We start from the raw sequence: 23,223 nt of genomic DNA, 5'->3' as shown, positions 1-23,223 counted from the left end.
TGGATTATGTCCAAGCAAACACCAGGTGGAAAGATCGGCGCATTTGCCGTGTTGATGCTGTTGGCCGCCCTGTCAGCAGGCATCTTTGGGGCCGTCCACAACCAGCTGAGCTATTCTGTCGGCCCGGGCTACTTCACCGACTTCAAATTCGTTCAATTCGGAACTCCACCCGATCTTTCGCCTCGCGCTGGGGCCGCCCTCGTCGGATGGCAAGCCAGCTGGTGGATGGGCCTCATCGCAGGACTTCCGGTGCTTGGCTATGGGCTGATGCGCGCGCCCACCACCGGCGCGCTTTGGGCAGGCGGCATCGGCGCCATCATCACTGTCGTGATGACCGCCGCAATCTGTGCGCTGCTGGGCTTGGGCGCGGGCTTTGCCTACGTCGCTACTGGGTTCGATCTATTGACCCCACCGGCAAATGTCCCTGAGGCGGAATACTTCCGCGCGGGTTTCATGCACGATGCCAGCTACTTGGGTGGCATTCTCGGCACCCTCTTCGCCTTCTTCCCAATGGCCCGCGCTACACGCTTACCCACCGCCGGAACGCCCACATGAGCAGTCGTCTCAGTGGCAAAACCGCCCTCATCACCGGCGGCGCCTCCGGCTTTGGCGCAGGCATCGCGCGCACATTTGCAAAAGAAGGCGCGCGCGTCCTCATCGCCGACGTCAACCTCGATGGCGCACAGAGCATTGCAGAACAAATCAACGGCATCGCGGCTCAGGCTGATGTGACCCTTAGTGATGATTGGACAGCCCTCAAAACCCTTGTGGCACAGCACTGGGGGCACCTCGACATCCTCGTTAACAACGCAGGCATCACCCATCTACCCGCCCCGATGGAGACGATAACCGAGGATGACTTCGACCGTGTCCTCGCAGTAAACGCCAAATCCGTCTACCTCAGCGCGCGCACCTTCGTCCCCGATATGAAGGCCGCAGGCACAGGCGCAATCCTCAACATTGCCTCCACCGCAGGTGTCTCGCCGCGGCCGCATCTCAACTGGTACAACGCCTCCAAGGGCTGGATGATCACAGCAACCAAGGCCATGGCCGTCGAACTCGCCCCCTTCGGCGTCCGGGTAAACTGCTTAAACCCAGTGGCAGGCGATACCCCGCTTCTGGCCAGCTTCATGGGCGAAGACACCCCAGAAATGCGCGCCAAGTTCCTCGCCACAATCCCCCTAGGTCGGTTCTCAACACCACAAGACATGGGCAACGCCGCTGCATTCCTCTGCTCCCCAGAGGCCAGCATGATCACCGGCGTCGCACTCGAAGTCGACGGAGGACGCTGCATATGAAACTCGAGTGTGATATCACCCTCATGGGCGGCACCTTCGCCTCCCAACCCCTTGCCTTTGCCCACCTTTTGGACGCTGCACAGGCCCAAGGCATCAGCCTTGATCTCGATCATGTCGAAGTGATCCAGTCCAACCAACCGGCCCGCCTCGCCCAGTGGTTCACGCCCGACACATGCCAAAGCATTCCGACAACCCAAACCCTCATCGCCTTTTTGCCCGCATCCGGCGGGCCCCTCGCTCCCACAGACCACCTGCGCCCCTTGGGCACATTCCCTGCCCAAATCACTCGCGCGCCGCTCCCCAAAGACTGACGCAAACCCCTCTTTGGTTTCCAAATATCCTCGGGGTCTGGGGGCGAGCCCCCAGTTCCGGCCTATCACCCACCACAAGGATCCGCCCATCATGCGCCCCGGCCCCAAAAACTCGATCACTGATATCCAGGGCCTCACAGTGGGCCACGCGCAGGACGCAGAGCTTAAGTCCGGCGTAACGGTCCTGCTCGGCGCGCAGCCCTTCGTGGCCTCGGTCCATGTTATGGGCGGCGCCCCCGGTACGCGCGAAACGGACCTCCTTGCACCAGATAAGATGGTACAAGAGGTTGATGCACTTGTCCTCTCGGGCGGTTCGGCCTTTGGCCTTGATGCCGCATCCGGCGTGGCGGACGCCCTTCGCGCAAAAGGCCGTGGCTTCGACGTGGGCGGGCAAAAAGTGCCGATTGTTCCCGGAGCGATCCTGTTTGATCTCCTTAACGGCGGCACCAAGGACTGGGCTGAAAACCCCTACAAGGCCCTCGGCCGCGCAGCCCTCAACGCCGCATCAGATAGCCCAGTTCCCATCGGTACGGTTGGCGCAGGCACGGGCGCGACAACCCAAACGCTCAAGGGCGGCTTGGGCACGGCGTCACTTATACTGGAATGCGGCGCGACCGTCGCAGCCCTCGTGGCGGTCAACGCATTGGGCTCTGCAACCCAGCCGGGCACGCGGCACTTTTGGGCCGCCCCGTGGGAGATGGGCGCAGAATTTGGCGGCTTGGGTCAAGGTCCCCTGCCCGACCCAACCCAAGAACCCTACCCCGAGACCCGTTTGGGCGAAAACACCACCATCGCAATCGTGGCCACAGACGCAGTCCTGACCCAAGCGCAGGCCCAGCGCATGGCCACAGCCGCCCATGACGGAATGGCCCGCGCACTTGTACCCAGTCATACGCCGATGGATGGTGATCTTGTGTTTGCTGCCGCTACAGGTACGTACCCCTTGCCGGACCCAGTGTGGGATCCGCTCCGGCTGGGTCACGCGGCCGCCACATGCCTTGCGCGTGCGATTGCGCGTGGCGTACACGCGGCCACGCCCGCGCCTGGCGACACGCTCCCGTGTTGGAGCAGCCTTTAGCCCCTAGCGCTGCGCGGTTTTCCAATCGGGATGCACCCAAGGCTCTGCGTTCGCGCGGGGCAGCGGGTCGCGGCCAAGAATCAAATCACTCGCCTTTTCCCCCACCATGATCGAGGGCGCATTCAGGTTGCCGTTGGTAATCCGCGGGAAAATTGAGCTGTCGACCACGCGCAAACCATCGACCCCGATCACCCGAGATGCCGGATCAACTACGGCCATCGGATCATCCACCGCACCCATCTTGCAGGTGCCACAGGGGTGATAAGCGCTTTCAACGTGTTCGGCGATAAAGGCATCCAATTCGGCGTCCGTCTGCGCGGCTTCACCGGGCTGGATCTCATGCTTTACAAAGGGTTTGAACGCGTCTTGGCCAAAAATCTCTCGGGTCAGGCGGATACAGGTGCGGAAATCCTCCCAGTCTTGCGGGTCCGACATGTAGTTGAATTGGATTTTTGGCGCCTGCGCGGGATCACTGCTCGACAGCGTCACCGCCCCTCGCGAGGAAGAGCGCATCGGCCCCACATGGGCCTGAAATCCATGCCCTTCTGCCGCGGCTTGGCCATCATAGCGCACCGCAAGCGGAAGGAAGTGATACTGAATATCAGGGTACTCAACGCCTGCGCGCGACCGAATGAACGCGGCCGACTCGAACTGGTTCGACGTGCCCAAACCCGCCTTCCACAGCAACCATTGCACCCCGATGCCCGCCTTGGACACAAGGTTCCAATACCGATACAACGTAATCGGCTTGGAGGCGGCCATTTGGATATACAACTCCAGATGGTCTTGCAGGTTTTGGCCCACCCCGGGGCGGTCCGCGACCACCTCAATCCCGTGCTCGGCCAGATGCGCCGCAGGTCCAATACCCGACAACATCAACAGCTTGGGCGAGTTGATCGAGGACGCCGACACAATCACTTCACGCCGAGCAGAGATCACTTCGATCTTGCCGCCACGCTCAATCTCAACACCAACGGCGCGGCCGTCTTCCATGATGATACGGCGGGCCAATCCACTCACAAGGTCGCAGTTTTCGCGTTTAAGAGCAGGCCGCAGATACGCGTTCGCCGCCGACCAGCGCCGGCCCTTATGCACGGTCTGCTCCATCGGGCCAAAGCCCTCTTGCTGCGCGCCGTTGTAGTCGCCCGTTGTCTCATAGCCCGCTTGCCGTCCCGCCTCGACAAAGGCGTGAAACAGCGGATTGCGGCGCGGACCCCGGCTCACGTGCAGCGGACCATCCGTGCCGCGCCAACTCGCGTCGCCACCGTGGCCGCCGTCGTGCCATGTCTCCATGCGCTTGTAATAGGGGGCGACGTCGGCATAGGCCCAGCCTTGTGCGCCACTCTCTTCCCAATGGTCAAAGTCCCGCGCGTGCCCGCGCACATAGACCATCCCGTTGATTGAGGAAGAGCCCCCGACCACCTTGCCCCGCGGGCAGGCCAGCTTGCGCCCGCCCAAATGCGGCTCCGGCTCGGACTGATAACCCCAATCGTAGCGCGACATATTCATCGGATAGCTTAGGGCGGCGGGCATCTGAATGAACGGCCCGATATCCGTGCCGCCATATTCGATGATCAGAACGGAGGCCCCCGCCTCTGACAACCGGTACGCCATCGCGCACCCCGCCGAGCCCGCACCGACAATAACGTAATCGGCAATCATGCTCATGCGCTCAGGTACCCGGCCACAAGCGACACGAACGCGCCCACATGCACAACCATAATGGCGCGATCCTTCCACATGACGCCCACAGCAAACCACAGCGCAATGCCCACGATAAACGCATACACATTCCATGGCGCAAGGTTCATGCCCGTCAGCCCATAGCCCACCAATTGGACAGCCGTCGCCACCCATTTGACGCCATCAACTGGCGCAAACCGTTTCACATTCTCCATCAGTATGGGGCCTCTACATCGTTCATCGCCACATAGACCGAGCGCATCTCGGAATAGTGATCAATCGCCAGCTTTGAGTTTTCGCGCCCCACACCCGATGCTTTGGTGCCGCCAAACGGGGCCTCAACTGGCGCGAGGTTGTAGGTGTTGATATAGCCTGTGCCCGCCTCGAGGGCCGCGATGACCCGGTGGCCGCGCGTCAGATCCTGGGTGAATACCCCTGCGGCCAAACCAAAGGGCGTGTCGTTGGCGCGGGCAATGGCCTCGGCCTCATCCTCGAAATCCAACACCGCCATGACGGGGCCAAAGATTTCTTCGCGCGCGATGGTCATATCATCCGTGACGTCGGCAAAAACCGTGGGTGGCAGATAGAACCCCTCCTGCTCAAGCTGTTTGCCGCCAGTTACAAGGCGCGCGCCTTCATTTAGGCCCGCATCGATATAGCCTTCGACGATCCGCATCTGCCGTTCCGACACCATGGGGCCAAAGCTGACGTCCTCATCCATCGGGTCACCGATCTTTGCGTCCGCGAGGCGTTCGCTGAGCCGGGCCAAAAACGCCTCCTTGATACCCTTTTGCACGAACACGCGGGTGCCGTTGGAACACACCTGCCCCGAAGAATAAAAGTTGCCCAAGATCGCGCCGGAGACCGCGTTTTCGAGGTCTGCGTCATCGAAAATCAGCATGGGAGATTTGCCGCCCAGCTCCATCGTGACGTGCTTCATGCCCTCAGCGGCAGCGGCATAGACCTTGCGGCCTGTGGGCACCGACCCGGTGAGCGAAACCTTAGCCACACGTGGGTCCGTCACGAGCGCGCCGCCGACCTCCCCCATGCCTTGGATCACGTTATAGACCCCTGCGGGCAGGCCCGCTTCGTGCAGGATTTCGGCAACCTTAAGCGCGCACAGCGGCGTTGTCTCGGAGGGTTTGAACACCATCGCGTTGCCGCAAGCCAGCGCAGGCGCACCCTTCCAGCAGGCAATCTGGGTGGGATAGTTCCATGCGCCGATCCCGACACAGACCCCCAAGGGGACGCGGCGGGTATACACAAAATCCCCCCCCGCCAGTGGGATATGTTCGCCCGTCAGGCTTCCGGCCAAGCCGCCGAAATATTCCAACGCATCCGCGCCCGAGGTCGCATCGACCACGAGCGTTTCTTGCATGGGCTTACCGGTGTCCAAGGTCTCTAGCTCAGACAGGGCGCGGTTGCGGTCGCGCATCATATCGGCTGCACGGCGCAAGATGCGCCCCCGCTCTGTCCCTGTCATAGCGGCCCAGACCTTTTGGCCTGCGGCCGCGGCCTCTAGGGCTGCATCGATCACCGCCGGAGTGGCCGCATGGACCTGTGCAATGACCGCGCCCGTGGCCGGATAAACCACATCAATCAGGGTGCCTGCGGTGTCTTCTAGATAGGCGCCGTTGACGAAGTGGCTCGCGGTGGGCTGTGGGTCTTGCATATATCAGGTCCTTAACGTTGCGCCCGCTGGATCATCCGTGGCCCGCACACGATAAAGGCTCGCCTCGCCGGTGACAGCGGGGGCCACGTGGTGCGGCAAACCCGGTGGCAACAGGCACGTATCCCCGGGGTTCAGCACATCTGTGCCACCATCCCACGTCAGACGCCAGTGCCCACGCATCGGCATCAACACGGTGTGGGTATCATGGGTTTCGGCCGCGTCGGGGGCGGAGCCACGGGTCAAGAAATCAACCTCAAACCCGGGGCGGTCGCGCAGGCAAGCGTCGGCGCCGATGACCTTGGCAGGCTGCCGATCCGCCAGCGCCATCAGATCCCAGTAACGTGCGACGTGATGGGGCACGACCTCAGCGGTTGTAGGCTCAGGGAACGACTGCAATTCTGCCTCGCTCAGCAGGGGCATGGGCGCTACGCCCTCAGGCAAATCTTGACCCTTGTGGCTGTCATAGAGCGCGCCATTGTCGCCCAGAACCAGCCCGTGATCCTTTGCGTCCTCAATCACTTGAGGTGCCCAAATCACACCGCCGCCCGCATCATCACCGCCCAGAACGGCCATGATCATCCCGTAATCCGTGCCAATATTTTCAAATCCGCGAAAGATGCCCGTGGGAATGTTGATGATATCACCTTCTTCAAGGACGACCTCACCGGCAGTACCCCAACGGCCCCAGAAAAACCGCCACCGGCCCTTGAGCACAAAGAATACTTCGGCCGTGCGGTGGGAATGGAGCGAGTTGCGGCATTTGGGCGGCTGGCCCGCCGCGCCGATGTTAAAGCCCGGCGTGTCGTTGATATGCACATGCTGATCCGGGCTTTCGGACACACCGCCGCCGATGATCGTAAAGTTCTCTTTCTGATCAGATCCGGGGGTATGGGCGTCGATGAAGGCGGTTTTGCAGGGCCGCAACTCGCCGTAACGAACGATGCGCGCAGACATTTGCGCAGGCGAAAGAGAGGGCGTCATGAAAAAGCTCCGGCTGGGCGTGCGAAATTACACGAGGATAAACCCGACCGATTGGCAGGGCGTTGCCGGTAGATTAGCTATTTTGAGGAGCTATGCAATCGTATGCAAAAAACAGTGCCGAGGGGGTATCAGTTGCCGGAGGGGCGTGCCTCAACATAGGCGATATCATCATCAGGCTTCTGGCTGCTGGCGTTAGTCTGTTTCGGAGGCGGCCCGGTTTTGGCCACGCTGGAAGCCGCATCATGCGCGTTTTGCGAAACGCCATCGGCAGGAAGTTCCGCAATCGTCTCGAAGGTCCCGCTTACGCCGACACGCGAGCGTGCGGTTGGAGCCCGCCGGGATGCCTCAAGCCGGGCGACGTGGCGTTTGATCAATTCAATCTGAAACCGCAGAGCGTGGCTTTGTTCGGTCAGCTGGGCAACGACACGCTCTGCGTCCTCTTGCCCCAAAACGCCACCAACCTCGTCCAGCGCGAGGAAGTTCAGAAGCGGCATCGAGATGTCCATCATGATCCGGTCCGCCAGATCCAGCGTTGCATCAGGCAGGCCATTGACCAAATCTACGTGCGGTCTAAAAACCTCTGACAAGCTGCCGACAAAAGTTTTAAACCGAAGGATAACCGAAAGTTTGCCGTGATCGTCTTTTGACGAGATGACATGAGCATGACTGAGCAAAAGGCCTTGTTGTTCGTGCAACAACGACGGCAACGAGACGACCCCGGAGGTGCCTGAAATTTTTGCAAGGCAATTGCGAATGGTTTCGGCGATGGGGGGTTGCATCACCTCATCGATCAAGCAGGGTCGATACCAAGAGGTTCTGTTGCGATACGAGTCGCCCAGTACCTCACACGATGCGATCCGCGGGGTGCCATCAGCCTCTACCGTCAAAGACATCATGAGCTTTCGGCTGGTAAAGGCTCTCTCTGCAATCTGCTTTGCGTTCAACATGGGCGAGACCCCCTACTTCAAGACCATTCCATTAAGACAATATGGATAATATGTTAATAAACTGTAAACTGTTGGCACTTTATAGTTAACAAACTGTATCCAGTAACTGCACACAGCAATACTATTACGCATTAAAATTGTTGTGTGCCGCGAGCGCTCCGCCTTAGGATGTGTTCATAAGGATTATTGTGACCATGACTTTAGACGAAACCAGCCCAATGCGGGCCGTAAAAATGCTTATCGGGATAGGCTCCTCTGCGGGGGGGCTAGAGGCCGTGCGCGAATTGGTTGCGGCTTTGCCGATGGATGTGCCCGCCAGCTACGTGGTGGTTCAGCACATGTCGCCAAACTACAAGTCGGTGATGACCGAATTGGTGGCCCGGCAAACCCAGCTAGAGGTCGAAAAAGTCACTGACGGCGTCGTACCCCGGCCGAACGTGATCTACATCACGCCACCCAACAACGACATTATCATTGCCGATGGGAAACTGCGCCTTTTACCTGCCAGTGTGGAACCCGCAGCGCCCAAACCCTCAGTGAACCGCTTTTTGATGAGCCTTGCCGAAAGCTATGGTGAGAACGCGATGAGTATTATCCTGTCGGGCACCGGCAGCGATGGCGCCAACGGATTGCAGGCCGTCCATGAGGCCGGGGGCATCACCATCGCGCAGGACAACGATAGTGCCAAGTACGACGGCATGCCCCGTGCGGCCGTTCAAACCGGCTGCGTTGATTTGGTTATGGAACCAAAGGATATCGGCAAACATTTGGAAAAAATCCTCGCGGTACCGCGTGATTTTGACGGGCTTCGCTCGAACCGCGAACCCCTACAAACCAACTCAGACGTGTTGAAAATTGTGCAAGCGCGCACGCGGATGGATTTCCGTGAGTATGCGCAAACCACGGTATCGCGGCGGATTGGGCGGCGCATGATGGCTTTGGGCATTCCGACCAAAGAAGAATACGCCACCTTCCTACGCAACACACCCGAGGCGGTGGATGATCTGTTCAAGGATCTGCTGATCTCGGTCACGCGGTTCTTTCGCGATCCGGAGGAATTTGAATCGCTGCGCCGCCTGTTGCCGGCAGTGTTGGCCACCCGCGATGTAGGTCCACTGCGGGTTTGGATTGCTGGCTGCGCCACCGGTGAGGAGGCCTATTCCGTCGTTATGATGCTGGCCGAAGCGCTTGGCGTACAGGACGACGCGCTCAAATCCCACATCCAGATTTTCGCCACCGATATTGATGTTGATGCTCTCAAAGTCGCGCGACGCGGCGTCTATAATGCTAGCGTGCTTGACGATATCCCCAAGGATTTGGCCGACAAATACATCACGCAACACCCCGACGGGGTCCAAATCATTGAGCCTCTGCGCGGCGTCATTCTGTTTTCGGAACACAACGTGGCGCAGGACCCACCGTTCCAAAAAATTGACCTGCTGTGCTGCCGCAACATGATGATCTATTTTGGGGCGGCTTTGCAGGCCAAGGTCATGTCGCGCTTTCACTACGCGCTCAAGGACAATGCGTTGCTGTTCGTGGGCAAGGCCGAAACGGCGGGCGGCTCGGACCATATGTTCATGCCCGACCGGACCTCTTCGCATATCTTCCGCAAACGTGGGCTGCGGCTGACGGGGGCCATGCAATACGCGTCCTATCAGGGGGAACCATCGCGGCGCAAAACCCGCACCAAGCCCGCCCCCCCACCGGAGGACGCGAAAGAGAAGGCCCTGTTCGACGGCTTGGCGCAATCGCTGGGCAAAGACGCGCTACTGGTTACCCGCGATTTCAGCATTGAACGGGTCTATGGTGACGTCAGCGGCTATGTGCAGATGACCGAGAAATCAGCGCTCAAGATGCACCTTGACCTGTTGCGCCCCCCCTTGCGGGAAGAAGCGCGGTCACTGGTGACAATTGCGTTTAAAAACAACCAGCAACGGACAGGTGTGCGCCATTTGCTGGACACCTCTGGTGAGAGCGATGTACGCCTTGATGTCTATCCCATCATCTCGGACGCGCTGGAGGAAAACGTAGCGCTATTGACGTTCACCCCTGTGGAGCCACCCGAAGAAAACGTGACCGACGGCCACCCGTCAGAACCCGAAACCAGCGTTGAGCAGCGGATCAAACTGCTGGAACGTGAGGTCGACACAACCCGCGAGGCATTGCAGCAAAGCAACGAGGAGTTGGAGAATTCCAACGACGAATTGCAATCCCTCAACGAGGAACTGCGATCCACGAACGAGGAGTTGCAAGCCACCAACGAAGAGCTGGAAACCTCCAACGAAGAGCTGCAATCAACAAACGAAGAATTAATCAGTGTTAACGAAGAGTTAGAGGTCACGGCCTCTGAGTTGCGGGACCGTACCTCGGAACTGACAAGTGTGCTCGAAAACGCACCGATTGCCGTACTCGTGATGGACACGGCGCTTCAAATTACCCAAGCCACCTATAAGGCACGGGACCGATTTGGCCTGCGCCGCCCGCTCAGCACACCCCACATCAGCCAATGCACCCTGCCTGATGGCTTCCCGGCACTGGGTCCGATCTGCCTTGAATGTTTGGGCACGGGCCTCACGGACACCCGCGAATTTACCGCCGGGACCGACCGGGTTGTCCTGACCTGCGCCCCCTATTTTGACACCAACGGGCAGATCATGGGTGTGACGCTGTGTGTCTCCGAATACACAGGCCTTGCACGAGAAATGGAAACGATCCTCGACAGTTCTCAGCTGCTCGTGATCCACCGCGACGCGAACGGTGAAATTCTGCGCCTAAGCCAGCAAGTCGCAGAAATGCTGGGCGTAGACCGCCACCAAGCTGTCGGCAAAAACGTGGCCGACATCATGCCACGAAAAGCCGCTAAACGCTTTTTGGAAACGACCAAAGAGGTCCTTGAGAAGGACTCAGATGAGCCCATCCGCGAAGAAAGCGAAGTACAGTTTCACGAAGATGCCGCCCCACTCTGGCTGTCGATGGAACGGTTCCGGTTCCGGCGCGGCCCAGAGGAAGCGCCCTCTGTCATCTCGGTCGGCACGAATGTCACCGAACGGCGGCGCGCGACCTTCCAAGCGCAATCGCGCCTCAGGCAGCTAGAACTGTTGCAAGACCTTGCCGGCATTGGATATTGGAGCCTCGATCTGGTCACCCAAAAGGTCACGTGGTCAGAAGAAGTGTATCGCATTCACGGCGAAGACCCCGAAACGTACAGCCCGATGTTAGAGGAAGGCATCCAGTTCTATCACCCTGATGACGTGGCCCATGTGACCTCCTGCGTTGAGAACGCCATCAGCATGAATGAACCGTTTGATTTTCAACTGCGCATCGTCCGGCGGGATGGCACAATGGTGCCTGTCGCGGCAAAGGGGATACCCATTGCCAACGAAAAGGGTGTTGTTGATCAAATGATTGGTGTCTTCCGCGAGGTGGAAGCGCACGAATAGCCCCAGCCCGGCTGCAAAGCCACGACCGTTTGCCATTGATCCCCTGGATGGGTTGCCCTAGGTATAGAGCATCCGTCGGGGGGCCAATTGGGCTGAGAGGTGCTTGCACTGACCCGTCGAACCTGATCCGGGCAATGCCGGCGTAGGGAACGGGTACATATGGCCAGATCAATGGCCCGACACACCCACCTCCCGAACCGACCGTAACGCCCCCAATTCTTGAGGAGGCGTCGTTCATGCCCACCGCCATCGCATTGACCATCGCAGGCTCCGACAGTGGGGGCGGCGCAGGCATTCAGGCCGATCTAAAGGCGATGTCCGCGCGCGGGGTTTACGGCGCCAGCGTGATCACTGCGGTCACCGCGCAAAACACCACCTCCGTGACGGCGGTACATGAAATCCCGGCTGATGTCGTCGCGGCCCAAATCGACGCAGTCCTCAGCGACCTTGACGTCAAAGCGATCAAACTGGGCATGCTGTTTTCCCCGGCCATCATTGACGTTGTCGCAGACCGGCTTTCGGGTTTTTCGGGGGCCATCGTGTTGGACCCGGTGATGATCGCCAAATCCGGCGATGCCCTATTGCAAGAAGCCGCCGTAGATACGCTTTTGCGCCGCTTGATGCCGCTGGCCACTTTGGTCACACCCAACCTGCCCGAGGCCGCGCAAATGTTGGGCACCACACAGGCCACCGACCATGAAACGATGGTCGCCCAGTGCAAGGCCCTGCGGGACCTTGGACCCGGTGCCGTATTGCTCAAAGGCGGGCACAGCACCGGCGCCACATGCACCGACCTGTTATGGAGCGATGCCGCCCCCCTGCCCCTAGAGGCCGCGCGCATCGACACCCGCAACACCCACGGCACGGGCTGCACCTATTCCTCCACCATCGCCGCCGAACTTGCCAAGGGCGCGGCCCTGACCGATGCCGTGACCACGGCGCACGCCTACTTGCACCGGGCGATTGTGGCGTCCGATACGCTGAGCATCGGGGCGGGCCACGGCCCTGTGCATCATTTCCATGAGGTCTGGTAGATGAACGAAGTCACCGTCATTGGCGCAGGTGTTGCGGGGCTTGCCGTTACACGCGCGCTCTTGGATCGTGGCGCACAGGTGCGGCTGGTGGACCGCAACGGCCCACCCGGCGCGCATGGCTGTTCATGGTGGGCGGGCGGCATGCTTGCCCCGTTTTGTGAGGGCGAAAGCGCCGAAGAACCTGTCGTGCGTCTGGGCCAGCGCTCCGCCGATTGGTGGGACAAACACACCGGTTTGGTCCAGCGCCACGGCTCTTTGGTTGTGAGTGCGGCCCGCGACCATAGTGACCTCAAGCGCTTCGCCCGGCGCACAGACCATTTTCGTGAGGTTTCCGGCCCCGAGATCACAGCCCTCGAACCTGATCTGGGCACGCGGTTCAGCCGGGGCCTGTTTTTTGATACTGAGGCCCACCTCAGCCCCCGCGCGGCCCTTGCGGCCCTCTTCGAAAGCGTCACCAAGGACGGCGCACAGTTTGAGGTGGCAGAAGTGGCCCTCGAAGCACAAGACGGCCTCGTCGTGGACTGCCGGGGCTATGCCGCGCGCGACGCGACCCCGGAATTGCGCGGTGTAAAGGGCGAAATGCTCGTGCTGCGCTGCCCGGACGTCGACCTGACCCGCCCCGTGCGCCTGCTGCACCCACGTATCCCGCTGTATGTTGTGCCGCGTGGCGATGGCATCTTTATGCTGGGCGCGACGATGATCGAAAGCTCTGCCAGTGACCATGTCACCGCCCGATCCTTGCTGGAACTGCTCAGCGCGGCCTATGCCCTGAACCCCGCCTTCGGCGAGGCCGAGGTGATCGAGGTCGGTGTGGACCTACGCCCGGCTTTTCCCGACAACCTGCCCCGCATTCGGCGCGATGGCCCGGATGGCCGGGTGATCCGCGCCAATGGGCTGTTCCGCCACGGCTACCTGCTTGCGCCCGCCTTGGGCGAGATGGTCGCCGACGTGATTTTTGAAAACGCCACTCCGGAGATGATGGATGAAGCTATTGCTTAACGGCACCCCCCGCGAGATCGACGCGCGCACGCTGACCGATGTGCTGCTCGCGGAAGGTTTGGGCACCGCCAAGGTCGCCACGGCGGTCAACGGCAGCTTTGTGCCCGCAGGGCTACGCGCCACGACCGAGCTGCGCGACGGCGACGCCGTTGAAATTGTCGCCCCCATGCAGGGAGGATAAGATGCGCGCATTTTACGGCACCCACCTTTCCAATGGGTTCATGCTGGGCACGGCGCAATCCCCGTCCCCCGCCATTCTCGCGGATGCGTTCCAACGCTCAGGCGCGTCAGTGGCCACCGTATCCTTGCGCCGCGAAAGCGGGCAGGACCGCGCCGGCCAAGACTTTTGGCAGATGATTCAAAGCTTGGGCGTGCACGTCCTGCCCAACACTGCCGGATGCCACACCGTGAAAGAAGCGGTCACCACAGCCCATATGGCCCGCGAAGTGTTTGATACCAAATGGATCAAGCTTGAGGTCATCGGCGAGGAAGACACGCTGCAACCCGACGTCTTTGGCTTGGTCGAGGCTGCGCGCATCCTGACCGAGGACGGCTTCCAGGTTTTCCCCTACACGACCGAGGATCTTGTGGTGGCCGACCGCCTGCTGCACGCAGGCTGCGAGGTTTTGATGCCTTGGGGCGCGCCCATCGGCTCGGGCAAGGGGTTGAACAACGTCTTTGGCCTGCGCGCGATGCGGGCGCATTTCCCGGACGTGCCTTTGGTGATCGACGCAGGCCTTGGCCTGCCGTCGCAGGCGGCTGCCGCAATGGAAATGGGCTTTGACGCGGTTCTGTTGAACACGGCTGTGGCCAAGGCAGGCGACCCGGCCGCAATGGCGTTGGCCTTTGCGCAGGCCGTTGCCGCAGGCACCCTCGCGGCTGAGGCAGACCCGATGGAGCCACGCGACATGGCTGCCCCTTCGACACCCGTCATCGGAAAGGCATTCCTGTCATGAGCCTGCCGCGATTTTACCCCATCTTTGACAGCGCTGATTGGATTGAGCGATTGGTGCCACTGGGCATCAAACTGGTCCAGTTGCGCGTTAAAGACCGCACATTGGATGAGGTCCGCGCCGAAATCCGCCGCGCCAAAACCATCTGCGCCGCCCATGATTGTCAGCTGGTGGTGAACGACTATTGGCAGCTCGCGATTGAGGAAGGCTGCGCGTGGTTGCACCTTGGCCAAGAGGACCTTGATACCGCCGATCTCGACGCAATCCGCGCCGCAGGCTTGCGCCTTGGCCTCAGCACCCACGATGGACCAGAACGGCGACGCGCCTTGGACCACAAACCAGATTATCTAGCGTTAGGGCCAGTTTATCCGACGATCTTAAAGCAAATGAAGTGGGATCCCCAAGGCACCGAGCGCTTAACCCGCTGGAAATCAGAAATGGGAGACGTACCCTTGGTCGCCATCGGCGGGATGAGTGTTGAGCGCGCGCCGGGGGCCTTTGCCGCCGGGGCCGACGTCGTCTCAGCGGTGACGGATATCACCCTGAACCCCGACCCAGAGGCCCGCGTGCGCGCGTGGCTTGAGGTCGCGAAATGAGCCGCTACGCCCGCCAAATGCAACTGCCCGCCGTGGGGGCCACCGGCCAACAACGGCTGGCTGCGGCGTCCGTGTTGGTAGTGGGCGCAGGCGGGCTGGCCGCGCCTGCGTTGCCGCTGTTGGCGGGCGCGGGCGTGGGGCGGATCACTGTGCTGGACCCCGACACAGTCGCGCTCAGCAACTTGCACCGCCAGACATTATTTTCCGAGGCCGACGTCGGCGCCCCCAAAGCCGCAATCGCCGCCGCGCGGATGCGGGCCTTGAACAGCGAGATCACGGTCACAGCTCTGCAGGACGCCTTTTCCCCCGACATGGCCCCCGCGCTGATCGCTGATCATGACATCGTACTGGATTGCGCCGACAGCTATGCGGCAAGCTACCTCGCCTCGGACCTGTGCCTTGCCGCAGGGGTGCCTTTGATCTCAGCCTCCGTGCTGGGCCACGGCGGATACGTCGGTGGATTTTGCGGTTGCGCACCCAGTCTGCGCGCCGTGTTTCCGGATGCGCCCGACAGCGGCGCGTCCTGCGCAACTGCGGGCGTTATGGGCCCGGTCGTCGCGCAAATCGGTGCGATGCAGGCGCAAATGTCTCTACAAGTTTTGCTGGGTGCGGAGCCGTCTCCGCTGGGCACATTGGTACAGGTCAACACGACCGGCTGGCACCATGCGCGGATGGATTTTCACGACGCGCCGGAACCCACCCGCGCCTTTGCCTTCGTCACGCCCGGCTCCGGCGACCTCATCGTTGAGCTGCGCCCCGAGGCTGAGGCCCCGACCCCGGTCCACCCCAGCGCGCGGCGCACGTTGCCCGACGCGCCCGACCCACGCCGCCTCGTTTTGGCCTGTGCCACGGGATTGCGTGCTTGGCGCACCGCCGAAGAATTCTCCAAAACGTGGCCGGGCGAAATCGCCCTCGCTGCGGCCACCACAACACACGTCACTAAGGACACATCATCATGAAACACCTCCTGACAGCCGCCGCATTCTTGGCGGCCACACCTGCCGTTGCGCAGGATCAAATGACCCTCCTGCTGGACTGGTTTGTGAACCCAAACCACGGCCCCATCGTGATTGCCGAAGAGCGTGGCTACTTTGCCGATGCTGGTCTTGAGGTTGAGGTGATTCCCCCCGCGGACCCCTCGGACCCACCCAAACTGGTGGCTGCGGGTCGCGGTGATCTGGCCCTGTCGTACCAGCCGCAACTGCACCTTCAGGTCCACGAAGGTCTGCCCCTGCAACGGGTTGGCACGCTGATCGCCACACCCTTGAACTGCCTTTTGGTGCTAGAAGACAGCCCCGTCCAAACCCCCGGTGACCTAAAGGGCAAAAAGATCGGCTTTTCGGTGGGCGGCGTAGAGGAAGCCATGCTGGCCGCGATCCTCGCCGAGGACGGCGTTGCGCTGGATGAAGTCGAGCTGGTCAATGTGAACTGGTCGCTGTCGCCCTCGCTGATGTCGGGTCAGGTGGATGCCGTCTTGGGCGCTTATCGGAATTTTGAGCTGAACCAGATGGATATCGAGGGCGTGGCGGGCCGCTGCTTTGCGGTTGAGGAAATCGGGCTGCCTGCCTACGACGAGCTGATCTTTGTGGCCAATCCCAACACGATGGATGCCGACAAAATCACCCGTTTCTTGGGCGCAGTGGAAAAAGCCACGCAGTACATCGTCAACCACCCCGAGGCTGCATGGGATATTTTCCGCAGTACATCCAAAGAGTTGGATGACGAACTTAACGCGCGCGCATGGGTCGATACGCTGCCCCGTTTCGCAACCCGTCCCCAAGCCATGAGCGCAGGCCGCTACGCCACATATGAGCAATTCTTGTTCGAGGCAGGCCTGATCCCCAGCGTAAACCCAGTCTCCAAACTTGCCATCGATGTGACCGCACAATGACACCAGATTACGGAAAAACCTTCAAACACTGGCGCGCAGGCGCCAGTGAGACCCCCGATGCCCCTTGGCACCAATACACGCGGCACGCCTTTGTCGAAGGTCTCCGGGATGGGTCCCTGCCACATGCGTCGTTCCTCCAATACCTCGTGCAGGACTACGTTTTCTTAGTCCACTTTGCGCGGGCGTGGTCGCTCGGCGTGGTGAAATCAGAAATCCTCGAAGAGATGACCGTTTGTGCGAACACTGTTGATGGGCTCGTCAATCACGAGATGGCCTTGCACGTCAAAACATGTGCCGCCGTGGGTATCTCCGAGGACACGTTGTTCAACGCCACCGAGGCCCCCGAGAACCTTGCCTACACCCGTTATGTGATGGACGCGGGCCTACAAGGGGATTTCTTGGACCTCATGGCGGCACTGGCCCCATGCGTTATGGGCTACGGCGAAATCGGCCTGCGGCTCAAGGCAGAGGCTGCCCCCAACACGCCCTATACCGACTGGATCGACACCTATTCAGGTGCCGAATACCAAGGCATCTGCACCACAGTGGGTGGGATGTTGGACGCCGCCGTTGCACGGCGTTTGGGGTGTTTGGACGCCAGCCCCCGCGCAAATGCTCTTCAAGCGCGGTTCACATTGGCCACCCAACTTGAGGTTGGCTTTTGGGGCATGGGGTTGCGCGGCGCATGACGCGCAACCCAGATCCTGCGGCTCCCGGCATCAGGCTGTGCGGCACCCACGGCATCGCGCAAAGCGTGCTGTTCGACGCGGATATCGCGCTAGGGGCTGCCGAATGGACCTGTTTGCTGGGGCCGTCTGGGGTCGGGAAATCTACGGTCCTGCGCCTGATTGCGGGCCTCGACACGGGGGGCGCGTTTGACGGTACGATCACCGCAAGCGACGCGGCCCCCATCGAAGGACGGCTTGGCTATATGGCGCAATCGGACCTTTTGATGCCGTGGCTTTCGGTCATGGATAACGTCGTGATCGGTGCCAAGCTGCGTGGTGAGGCACCGGACCACGCGCGCGCTCGTTCCCTTTTGGACCGCGTCGGCCTACGCGCCCACGCCGACAAAACACCCGCGGCTTTGTCCGGCGGGATGCGCCAACGCGCGGCCCTTGCCCGTGTCTTGATGGAGGACCGCCCCATCGTCCTTCTGGATGAGCCGTTCTCAGCGCTTGATGCAGGAACCCGCGCCGATATGCAGGAGCTGGCCGCCGAGGTTTTGCACGGCAAAACCGTCCTGCTTGTGACCCATGATCCCGCAGAAGCGGCGCGCCTTGGCCATCAGATCTTGGTGATGTCGGCGCAAGAAGCCACCCCTTGGCCCGCGCCTAGCACGCCCCCGATCCGCGCCATCGAAGCGCCAGACACCCTTGCCTGCCAATCCGCGCTCTTGGCCCACCTACGGGAGGTCCAAGCCGCATGAGAAAGCGCGATATACTGGCCGCCCTCGCCGTCGGGCTTGGGCTGTGGCAGGCGCTCGTCTGGATCACAGGAGCGCCCCATTTCATCCTGCCCTCGCCCCTGCGAGTAGCCAACGCCCTGATCCACAGCCGCGAAGTGATCGCGGACAACGCACTTGTGACCCTGCAAGAAATCATTGCGGGCCTGATCCTTGGCACCCTTTTGGGCGTGGCCACGGCCATCCAACTGACCCTGTCCAAAACGGCGGAACGGTTGATGTTGCCGATCCTTGTGTTCACCCAGGCCGTGCCGGTCTTTGCCCTTGCCCCCGTGCTGACGCTTTGGTTCGGCTATGGGATGGCCTCCAAGATCGTGATGACGGTCTTGATCATCTATTTCCCCGTCACGTCCGCCTTTCACGACGGCCTGACGCGGGTGGATCGGGGGCTGCTGGATCAGGCCAAGATAATGGGGGCGCGCCCTTTGCAGACGCTTTTGCGGATCCAAGTGCCCCACGCCCTGCCCTCGCTTGGCACGGGCCTCCGGTTGGCTGCGGTCTATGCGCCCATCGGCGCGGTAATCGGCGAATGGGTTGGGGCGTCGAAGGGCCTTGGCTACTTGATGCTACTGGCCAATGGCCGCGCCAAGATCGACCTGATGTTCGCAAGCCTCATCGTTCTGGCCTGCCTGACGGTTCTTCTGCACACGGCCATTGGGGTGCTGTCGCGCCAACTTGTGGCCTATTCCGAAGGCCGCCGTCTGCGTTAGAACAACCGGCGGTATTCGATGACGGGGCAGCGGTCTTGGATGACCATAAGCCCTGCAGCACGCGCCCGGGCAGCGGCCTCTTCATGCACAACATCAAGCTGGGTCCAGATCACTTTGACCGATGGCATCTGGGTGATCACCGTCTCAACAATGGCAGGCAACGCGTCGCTTTGGCGAAAGACATCCACCATGTCGACAGGTCCGGGCACGTCCTCTAGGCGGGCGACGATGAGCTGACCAAACAGGGGCGTGCCCGCATGCCCGGGGTTCACGCCCACGACATGGTGACCGCGCCCCGCCAGCATGTTCCCCACGGAATGGCTGGCCCGCGCAGGGTTGAGAGACGCCCCAACAAGGGCGATGCGGAGCGGTGTGGCCAGCAGATCATAGATCTCGGCGTCTGAGGGGTTCTCTAACATGGCGCGACCGTCCCAAAAAAAAGCCCGACGCGCAAGCATCGGGCGGATAGGTGTGGAACGAGGGACAGTGAAGGTGTGACGAACGTTCCAGTCTCGTCGCTTCATATCCAATACATAGGCACGCGGGACTTGGTTTAAAGGCTTGGTTCACGCAGCCGTGATCGCCCCCCCTATGTGTCAGTCAAACACGTCCTCGACCACATCCCAAACCTCCTCCAAGGCTTTGCGCCACAGAGGTTTGCTTTTCTTCGGCTTCTTGCGTTTCTTGCCGGATGGGCTGAAGCCCGGTGTTGGCTTCGGCACTGATGCCTTTTTGCGCGAAGCCCCCACCTGAGGGTCAAGCGGCATCGCCTTCATGTTGTGCAGGGGCGCGCCGCAGGCACCGCAGGCCAGTTCATGCCCGTCACGTGCCGTTGGGCGCAGCGCAGTACGCCGCCCACAATAACAACACGTGGCGAGTTTGATCTGATGGGCCATGCTAGCTTCCTTGTGTGCCCAATGCATATAGGGACACTGCCGCCGCATTTGAAACGTTCAGCGAGCCAAAACCACCAGCCGGGTCGATCCGCACCAGATAGTCGCAAAGCGATTTGGTCCGGTCGCGCAAGCCGGGCCCCTCGGCGCCCAACGCAACCGCGACGGGCCGGTCAGACATCTGCGGCGCAAGGGCGGCCAATGTCTCGGGCGCTTCGCCGTCCATGCCGATGATGGTGTATCCCAAGTCCTTCAGGGCCTCCATCGCGTCGCCCAAGTTCCCGATCCGCAAATAGGGCTGGCGTTCCAACGCGCCGGAGGCCGTTTTTGCCAAAGCCCCTGTTTCGGGGGCCGAATGGCGCGAGGGAGCGATAACCGCACGCGCGCCAAACACCTCAGCCGAGCGTAGGATCGCGCCCACGTTATGTGGATCAGACACACGGTCCAACAACACCACGCGCGGCGATTGCCCCGCACCGGGGCGGCACACATCACGTAACGCGCCCCAATCCAGCGCCTTGACCTCTAGGGCCGCACCTTGGTGCACCGAGCCGGGATCAAGCGGCACAGGGAATTTGCGCGGATCGGCAATCTCAGGCTCCATGCCCGAGGTTGCAATCGCTTCGGCCAGTTTATCGGCCGCGTTTTTGGTCACAACTAGGCGCAGACGGTCGCGCGCCGGGTTTTGCAGGGCATCACGCACCGCGTGCAGGCCGAACAGCCAAACCGTTTCCGCTGCCGCCGCACGCTTGCTGCGTTCTTTCTCAACAACCCACTTGGGCTTTTTCATCGTGATATCCTTCTGTTGCCCCCTCATGCGCCAGACGGGCGTTTTTGGCAAGGTGACGAAAAAATCGACCCGCCCCAAGAAAAGACCCGAAACACCATTGACGCCCCCCGCCCCGCTTTGTATCTGACCCGCAGGATGGGCGACGGGCTGCAAGGTGCGGCAGCGGACTGTAACTCCGCCGGGGAGACCCACGCTTGGTTCGATTCCAGGGTCGCCCACCATCCTACCCCCTCTCCCTTTGATTTCTTTAGATTTTTCCGGCTAAATCCCGCACCTAGCACAAGGTGCGGGAATTTTAACCCCCGCTCGCAAGCCGCATCGCCGCCTTAATGGCCAATCTACGCTTGTTCGCATTGCGCGTGTAAACCGCCGACTGATCACCCGTCTGCCAACCAAAAAGAGCCTGCAACTCGTGCTCTGAACCGCCACGATCCGCCACCATCGTCGCCGCGAGCTTGCGCAAACCATGCGAAGAACCCGCGACCTTCGCCGCCTTACACGCGTTCTTAAACCACGTCCCAAAGCTCTCCTTGACCATCGGCCGACCGTTCGCGCCGCAGATAAATGTCAAATCCCCCGTCGGGCCATGCTTCAACGCCTCCGCAAGCGCAGGAAGGATCGGGATGAACAATTCCACCCCTGTCTTCTCAGCCCGCAACGTGGCCACCCCCTCGCGCACATGCTGGCGACCAAGCCGTACCGCATCACCACGGCGCAGGCCCGTGTTCAAAAGCAGCTCCAAGGCCAACCGCTCCCGCGTGCCTAAAGGCCAGCGCGCCCGGAACCGCTCCACATCGTCTACCGTCCAAGCCAGAAACCCATCGGTCTTGGTCTTGATAAACGTCACGCCTTCCGTGGGATCCTCATCTAAAAACTTGGCCTCAACCGCCCAGCGAAAGAGAGCCCGCATCGTCTTGATGAAGTTGTTTGCAGCAAAGGGCGTTGCCTGCCGCCGCTCGCGGCCCTCGACAATATGTTCCTTGCGCACCGCCCGAAACGGCACCCGCCCGCTTTTCTCAAGCACGTGGTGGAGCAGGTTTTCACGCTGTCGCCGCGTCGCGTTGGCCTTGCTGCCCCAATCGGAGGACTTGCGCCATTGATCCACCAGCCATGTCAGCGTGCGCGGATCGTCCGAAGGCTTTACCGACGCAGGCGAAGGCGCATCACCGCTAATTGCAGCCCGATACTGCTCCATAAACTCAGGACTGTTCGGCGCGGCCCGAAGGCGAACCCGAGGACCGTGCCCGATCCGGACGTACCAAGTAATCGTTCCGTGCCGGGTTTTTTCGCGGTGAAGGTGTGGCAATTTGCGTGGCATGACGTCCGTCACAGCTCAATCCTCGCCTCGTAGTCAAGCGCTCTCGACGAAGGCGGCGCCCCACCGTCGACAACTGGCGTGAAGCGAACGCGCCCGTCTGGCTCAAGGGTCACTTCGACGGGAATGCCGACCTGATCAAACGCGCGAAGGGTGCGCGCGACGTCAGCTTGGGTAATTGTTGCAGGCTTACGTGGCATCGTCAGCCCTTCTTCTGTATTGAGGCATGCAATCGCCAAGGCTCTGCAAACGATACTCCGTGGAAAGAATGTCTTTGCACCAAGGGGCCGATGCAACGACGCGCGGCCGAGGCCTTGCGGATCGCGGGCGAGACCGTAATGCGCGCTTTGAAGCTTTCCGTCACGCCCCGCCCCACTCTTTGACCGGCACATAATCCTCGCGGGATTGGAGCGTGTAGGGCCACGGGTCGCCTCTTTTGAGTGTCTGGATGCGCAGGTTGTTCGCCTGATATTTGTATCCCAGCCAAGAGTAGGTTTCGTCCTTGGTCTCGCCGTGCCCCGAGAGGTGCAAGTAGCAGCCAGTCTGCGGGTTCCAAAGCCGCTGCATCGGGGCTGTGCCCTCAAATGGGGTCGGAAGGGATGAGGAAATGCTCATTGGGCACTCCCATTTTGATCGCCTTTGAGCATGAAGCTCGCCACGAGGATTTTCTCGATCTCTGGCCAGTGATCGCTGCCCTCGATCCAAGGGACGAGGTGATCGCGGACGTAGGCCATCGCGTCGTCTATGAATGCGGAAAACTCATCGCCGCTCATGGATGCAAAACTGATCGACACCGGGCGCGCAATAATTGCGATGGCATCCTCCGGCACGTCATGGCGCAGGCGCTCTGTGCGCGTCATCGAGCGGATGCGCGCGCGCCCTGTGGCGACAAGAAGATCCTCCTTGATATTATCAGCCGTCCATTCAACGCTAGCTGGCCCGTCGTTCAAGGCCTCTGCGACGTAGGTCATAAACGCCCAAAACATGCGGTTTTGATCAATGTTGCGCGGCTGCTTGGGATCGATCTTGTAGAGCTTGCCAAACTTCAGCTTTTCTATCGCAAGCTGGCCTGCCTTCGAGGTCGGCACCAAAACGTTTCCGTCGCGCCGGATGAAAAAGGGGGAGCCCATCACGCCGCTCCTTTTTCAAAGCAAAGATCCAAGC

The 23,223-nt window shown here is 60.9% G+C and carries 27 protein-coding genes, 1 tRNA gene and 1 riboswitch; of the genes, 16 read left to right on the top strand and 12 right to left on the bottom strand.

Features of this window, described 5'->3' with window-relative positions; translation table 11 throughout:
- Nucleotides 1-6: 6 nt before the first annotated feature.
- The 4 genes from THS5294_RS07780 to THS5294_RS07765 all read left to right on the top strand — a co-directional run bounded on the left by THS5294_RS07780 (nt 7) and on the right by THS5294_RS07765 (nt 2,687).
- Complete coding sequence (locus THS5294_RS07780; RefSeq protein ID WP_058123312.1) at nt 7-555, top strand: hypothetical protein; 549 nt, start codon at nt 7-9, stop codon at nt 553-555.
- On the top strand, nt 552-1,298 hold the full coding sequence (locus tag THS5294_RS07775) for an SDR family oxidoreductase (RefSeq protein ID WP_058123311.1): 747 nt from the start codon (nt 552-554) through the stop codon (nt 1,296-1,298). The genes THS5294_RS07780 and THS5294_RS07775 overlap by 4 nt, the downstream gene beginning before the upstream one ends.
- Nucleotides 1,295-1,609 carry a hypothetical protein gene (locus THS5294_RS07770; protein WP_058123310.1) on the top strand — a complete coding sequence of 105 codons (315 nt, stop codon included), beginning with the start codon at nt 1,295-1,297 and terminating at the stop codon, nt 1,607-1,609. The genes THS5294_RS07775 and THS5294_RS07770 overlap by 4 nt, the downstream gene beginning before the upstream one ends.
- A 91-nt stretch (nt 1,610-1,700) precedes the next feature.
- Nucleotides 1,701-2,687, top strand: coding sequence for a P1 family peptidase (locus tag THS5294_RS07765; RefSeq protein ID WP_058123309.1), 987 nt, complete (start codon nt 1,701-1,703; stop codon nt 2,685-2,687).
- Between the two features lie 3 nt (nt 2,688-2,690).
- Here the strand turns inward: THS5294_RS07765 and betA are convergent, their stop codons facing one another.
- From betA to THS5294_RS07740, 5 genes are all read right to left on the bottom strand, one after another.
- Complete coding sequence (gene betA, locus THS5294_RS07760) at nt 2,691-4,349, bottom strand: choline dehydrogenase (RefSeq protein ID WP_058123308.1); 1,659 nt, start codon at nt 4,347-4,349, stop codon at nt 2,691-2,693.
- Nucleotides 4,350-4,351: 2 nt separating this feature from the next.
- Nucleotides 4,352-4,585: a DUF6552 family protein gene (locus tag THS5294_RS07755; RefSeq protein WP_058123307.1), complete on the bottom strand. Its 234-nt coding sequence runs from the start codon at nt 4,583-4,585 to the stop codon at nt 4,352-4,354.
- Complete coding sequence (gene betB, locus THS5294_RS07750) at nt 4,585-6,042, bottom strand: betaine-aldehyde dehydrogenase (protein WP_058123306.1); 1,458 nt, start codon at nt 6,040-6,042, stop codon at nt 4,585-4,587. The genes THS5294_RS07755 and betB overlap by 1 nt, the downstream gene beginning before the upstream one ends.
- 3 nt (nt 6,043-6,045) lie before the next feature.
- Nucleotides 6,046-7,023, bottom strand: a complete 978-nt coding sequence (locus THS5294_RS07745; RefSeq protein ID WP_058123305.1) for a cupin domain-containing protein — start codon at nt 7,021-7,023, stop codon at nt 6,046-6,048.
- A gap of 128 nt (nt 7,024-7,151) precedes the next feature.
- On the bottom strand, nt 7,152-7,970 hold the full coding sequence (locus THS5294_RS07740) for a hypothetical protein (protein WP_058123304.1): 819 nt from the start codon (nt 7,968-7,970) through the stop codon (nt 7,152-7,154).
- 194 nt (nt 7,971-8,164) lie between these two features.
- Here THS5294_RS07740 and THS5294_RS07735 point away from each other — a divergent pair, with 194 nt between their 5' ends.
- The 11 genes from THS5294_RS07735 (at nt 8,165) to THS5294_RS07685 (ending at nt 19,061) form a co-directional block, all read left to right on the top strand.
- Nucleotides 8,165-11,413, top strand: coding sequence for a chemotaxis protein CheB (locus THS5294_RS07735; RefSeq protein WP_058123303.1), 3,249 nt, complete (start codon nt 8,165-8,167; stop codon nt 11,411-11,413).
- Nucleotides 11,414-11,479: 66 nt separating this feature from the next.
- A riboswitch (TPP riboswitch) is annotated at nt 11,480-11,579 on the top strand.
- A gap of 70 nt (nt 11,580-11,649) precedes the next feature.
- Nucleotides 11,650-12,447, top strand: a complete 798-nt coding sequence (thiD, locus tag THS5294_RS07730) for a bifunctional hydroxymethylpyrimidine kinase/phosphomethylpyrimidine kinase (protein WP_058123302.1) — start codon at nt 11,650-11,652, stop codon at nt 12,445-12,447.
- A complete protein-coding gene (thiO, locus tag THS5294_RS07725; RefSeq protein WP_058123301.1) occupies nt 12,448-13,446 on the top strand; it encodes a glycine oxidase ThiO in 999 nt (332 codons plus the stop codon).
- Complete coding sequence (gene thiS, locus THS5294_RS07720; RefSeq protein ID WP_038006360.1) at nt 13,430-13,627, top strand: sulfur carrier protein ThiS; 198 nt, start codon at nt 13,430-13,432, stop codon at nt 13,625-13,627. Before thiO ends, thiS begins: the two co-directional genes overlap by 17 nt.
- Nucleotide 13,628: 1 nt before the next feature.
- On the top strand, nt 13,629-14,402 hold the full coding sequence (locus THS5294_RS07715) for a thiazole synthase (RefSeq protein ID WP_058123300.1): 774 nt from the start codon (nt 13,629-13,631) through the stop codon (nt 14,400-14,402).
- On the top strand, nt 14,399-14,995 hold the full coding sequence (locus tag THS5294_RS07710; RefSeq protein ID WP_038006358.1) for a thiamine phosphate synthase: 597 nt from the start codon (nt 14,399-14,401) through the stop codon (nt 14,993-14,995). Before THS5294_RS07715 ends, THS5294_RS07710 begins: the two co-directional genes overlap by 4 nt.
- Nucleotides 14,992-15,954 (top strand): HesA/MoeB/ThiF family protein, encoded by a 963-nt coding sequence (locus tag THS5294_RS07705; protein WP_058123299.1) that lies wholly within the window; start codon nt 14,992-14,994, stop codon nt 15,952-15,954. Before THS5294_RS07710 ends, THS5294_RS07705 begins: the two co-directional genes overlap by 4 nt.
- Nucleotides 15,951-16,886 (top strand): ABC transporter substrate-binding protein, encoded by a 936-nt coding sequence (locus tag THS5294_RS07700; RefSeq protein WP_058123298.1) that lies wholly within the window; start codon nt 15,951-15,953, stop codon nt 16,884-16,886. The genes THS5294_RS07705 and THS5294_RS07700 overlap by 4 nt, the downstream gene beginning before the upstream one ends.
- Complete coding sequence (gene tenA / locus THS5294_RS07695) at nt 16,883-17,575, top strand: thiaminase II (RefSeq protein WP_058123297.1); 693 nt, start codon at nt 16,883-16,885, stop codon at nt 17,573-17,575. Before THS5294_RS07700 ends, tenA begins: the two co-directional genes overlap by 4 nt.
- Complete coding sequence (locus tag THS5294_RS07690) at nt 17,572-18,315, top strand: ABC transporter ATP-binding protein (protein WP_058123296.1); 744 nt, start codon at nt 17,572-17,574, stop codon at nt 18,313-18,315. Before tenA ends, THS5294_RS07690 begins: the two co-directional genes overlap by 4 nt.
- Nucleotides 18,312-19,061, top strand: a complete 750-nt coding sequence (locus tag THS5294_RS07685) for an ABC transporter permease (protein WP_058123295.1) — start codon at nt 18,312-18,314, stop codon at nt 19,059-19,061. The genes THS5294_RS07690 and THS5294_RS07685 overlap by 4 nt, the downstream gene beginning before the upstream one ends.
- On the opposite strand, the gene THS5294_RS07680 is transcribed toward THS5294_RS07685, so the two are convergent.
- From THS5294_RS07680 to THS5294_RS07670, 3 genes are all read right to left on the bottom strand, one after another.
- Nucleotides 19,058-19,480, bottom strand: coding sequence for a CoA-binding protein (locus THS5294_RS07680; RefSeq protein WP_058123294.1), 423 nt, complete (start codon nt 19,478-19,480; stop codon nt 19,058-19,060). The two genes, THS5294_RS07685 and THS5294_RS07680, sit on opposite strands and share 4 nt — an antisense overlap.
- 177 nt (nt 19,481-19,657) lie before the next feature.
- A complete protein-coding gene (locus THS5294_RS07675; protein ID WP_058123293.1) occupies nt 19,658-19,957 on the bottom strand; it encodes a hypothetical protein in 300 nt (99 codons plus the stop codon).
- A 1-nt stretch (nt 19,958) separates the two neighbouring features.
- Nucleotides 19,959-20,744, bottom strand: coding sequence for a TrmH family RNA methyltransferase (locus tag THS5294_RS07670; protein WP_058123465.1), 786 nt, complete (start codon nt 20,742-20,744; stop codon nt 19,959-19,961).
- Nucleotides 20,745-20,881: 137 nt separating this feature from the next.
- Between THS5294_RS07670 and THS5294_RS18340 the strand changes: the two genes are divergently transcribed.
- A tRNA-Tyr gene (locus tag THS5294_RS18340) sits at nt 20,882-20,965 on the top strand.
- A 74-nt stretch (nt 20,966-21,039) separates the two neighbouring features.
- Here the strand turns inward: THS5294_RS18340 and THS5294_RS07665 are convergent.
- The 4 genes from THS5294_RS07665 to THS5294_RS07650 form a co-directional block, all read right to left on the bottom strand.
- On the bottom strand, nt 21,040-22,062 hold the full coding sequence (locus THS5294_RS07665; RefSeq protein WP_072936671.1) for a tyrosine-type recombinase/integrase: 1,023 nt from the start codon (nt 22,060-22,062) through the stop codon (nt 21,040-21,042).
- An 8-nt stretch (nt 22,063-22,070) separates the two neighbouring features.
- Nucleotides 22,071-22,259, bottom strand: coding sequence for a hypothetical protein (locus THS5294_RS07660; RefSeq protein ID WP_058123292.1), 189 nt, complete (start codon nt 22,257-22,259; stop codon nt 22,071-22,073).
- A 160-nt stretch (nt 22,260-22,419) separates the two neighbouring features.
- Entirely contained in the window at nt 22,420-22,674 is a 255-nt protein-coding gene (locus tag THS5294_RS07655) for a hypothetical protein (protein WP_058123291.1), read from the bottom strand.
- Nucleotides 22,671-23,189, bottom strand: coding sequence for a hypothetical protein (locus THS5294_RS07650; protein ID WP_058123290.1), 519 nt, complete (start codon nt 23,187-23,189; stop codon nt 22,671-22,673). The genes THS5294_RS07655 and THS5294_RS07650 overlap by 4 nt, the downstream gene beginning before the upstream one ends.
- Nucleotides 23,190-23,223: the final 34 nt, after the last annotated feature.

This window comes from Thalassobacter stenotrophicus, assembly GCF_001458315.1.
Lineage (GTDB): Bacteria > Pseudomonadota > Alphaproteobacteria > Rhodobacterales > Rhodobacteraceae > Thalassobacter > Thalassobacter stenotrophicus.
Note: the sequence above shows the minus strand (reverse complement) of the source record. Positions and strands in the feature narration are given on the sequence as shown.

Coding starts and splice junctions, on each gene's coding strand:
- THS5294_RS07705 (WP_058123299.1), top strand. CDS start 14,992: ATGAGCCGCTACGCCCGCCAAATGCAACTGCCCGCCGTGGGGGCCACC.
- THS5294_RS07660 (WP_058123292.1), bottom strand. CDS start 22,259: ATGCCACGTAAGCCTGCAACAATTACCCAAGCTGACGTCGCGCGCACC.
- THS5294_RS07770 (WP_058123310.1), top strand. CDS start 1,295: ATGAAACTCGAGTGTGATATCACCCTCATGGGCGGCACCTTCGCCTCC.
- thiO (WP_058123301.1), top strand. CDS start 12,448: ATGAACGAAGTCACCGTCATTGGCGCAGGTGTTGCGGGGCTTGCCGTT.
- THS5294_RS07700 (WP_058123298.1), top strand. CDS start 15,951: ATGAAACACCTCCTGACAGCCGCCGCATTCTTGGCGGCCACACCTGCC.
- thiD (WP_058123302.1), top strand. CDS start 11,650: ATGCCCACCGCCATCGCATTGACCATCGCAGGCTCCGACAGTGGGGGC.
- THS5294_RS07655 (WP_058123291.1), bottom strand. CDS start 22,674: ATGAGCATTTCCTCATCCCTTCCGACCCCATTTGAGGGCACAGCCCCG.
- thiS (WP_038006360.1), top strand. CDS start 13,430: ATGAAGCTATTGCTTAACGGCACCCCCCGCGAGATCGACGCGCGCACG.
- THS5294_RS07740 (WP_058123304.1), bottom strand. CDS start 7,970: ATGTTGAACGCAAAGCAGATTGCAGAGAGAGCCTTTACCAGCCGAAAG.
- THS5294_RS07780 (WP_058123312.1), top strand. CDS start 7: ATGTCCAAGCAAACACCAGGTGGAAAGATCGGCGCATTTGCCGTGTTG.
- THS5294_RS07775 (WP_058123311.1), top strand. CDS start 552: ATGAGCAGTCGTCTCAGTGGCAAAACCGCCCTCATCACCGGCGGCGCC.
- THS5294_RS07685 (WP_058123295.1), top strand. CDS start 18,312: ATGAGAAAGCGCGATATACTGGCCGCCCTCGCCGTCGGGCTTGGGCTG.
- THS5294_RS07715 (WP_058123300.1), top strand. CDS start 13,629: ATGCGCGCATTTTACGGCACCCACCTTTCCAATGGGTTCATGCTGGGC.
- tenA (WP_058123297.1), top strand. CDS start 16,883: ATGACACCAGATTACGGAAAAACCTTCAAACACTGGCGCGCAGGCGCC.
- THS5294_RS07650 (WP_058123290.1), bottom strand. CDS start 23,189: ATGGGCTCCCCCTTTTTCATCCGGCGCGACGGAAACGTTTTGGTGCCG.
- THS5294_RS07755 (WP_058123307.1), bottom strand. CDS start 4,585: ATGGAGAATGTGAAACGGTTTGCGCCAGTTGATGGCGTCAAATGGGTG.
- THS5294_RS07745 (WP_058123305.1), bottom strand. CDS start 7,023: ATGACGCCCTCTCTTTCGCCTGCGCAAATGTCTGCGCGCATCGTTCGT.
- THS5294_RS07710 (WP_038006358.1), top strand. CDS start 14,399: ATGAGCCTGCCGCGATTTTACCCCATCTTTGACAGCGCTGATTGGATT.
- betB (WP_058123306.1), bottom strand. CDS start 6,042: ATGCAAGACCCACAGCCCACCGCGAGCCACTTCGTCAACGGCGCCTAT.
- THS5294_RS07690 (WP_058123296.1), top strand. CDS start 17,572: ATGACGCGCAACCCAGATCCTGCGGCTCCCGGCATCAGGCTGTGCGGC.
- THS5294_RS07675 (WP_058123293.1), bottom strand. CDS start 19,957: ATGGCCCATCAGATCAAACTCGCCACGTGTTGTTATTGTGGGCGGCGT.
- THS5294_RS07665 (WP_072936671.1), bottom strand. CDS start 22,062: ATGCCACGCAAATTGCCACACCTTCACCGCGAAAAAACCCGGCACGGA.
- THS5294_RS07670 (WP_058123465.1), bottom strand. CDS start 20,744: ATGAAAAAGCCCAAGTGGGTTGTTGAGAAAGAACGCAGCAAGCGTGCG.
- betA (WP_058123308.1), bottom strand. CDS start 4,349: ATGATTGCCGATTACGTTATTGTCGGTGCGGGCTCGGCGGGGTGCGCG.
- THS5294_RS07735 (WP_058123303.1), top strand. CDS start 8,165: ATGACTTTAGACGAAACCAGCCCAATGCGGGCCGTAAAAATGCTTATC.
- THS5294_RS07680 (WP_058123294.1), bottom strand. CDS start 19,480: ATGTTAGAGAACCCCTCAGACGCCGAGATCTATGATCTGCTGGCCACA.
- THS5294_RS07765 (WP_058123309.1), top strand. CDS start 1,701: ATGCGCCCCGGCCCCAAAAACTCGATCACTGATATCCAGGGCCTCACA.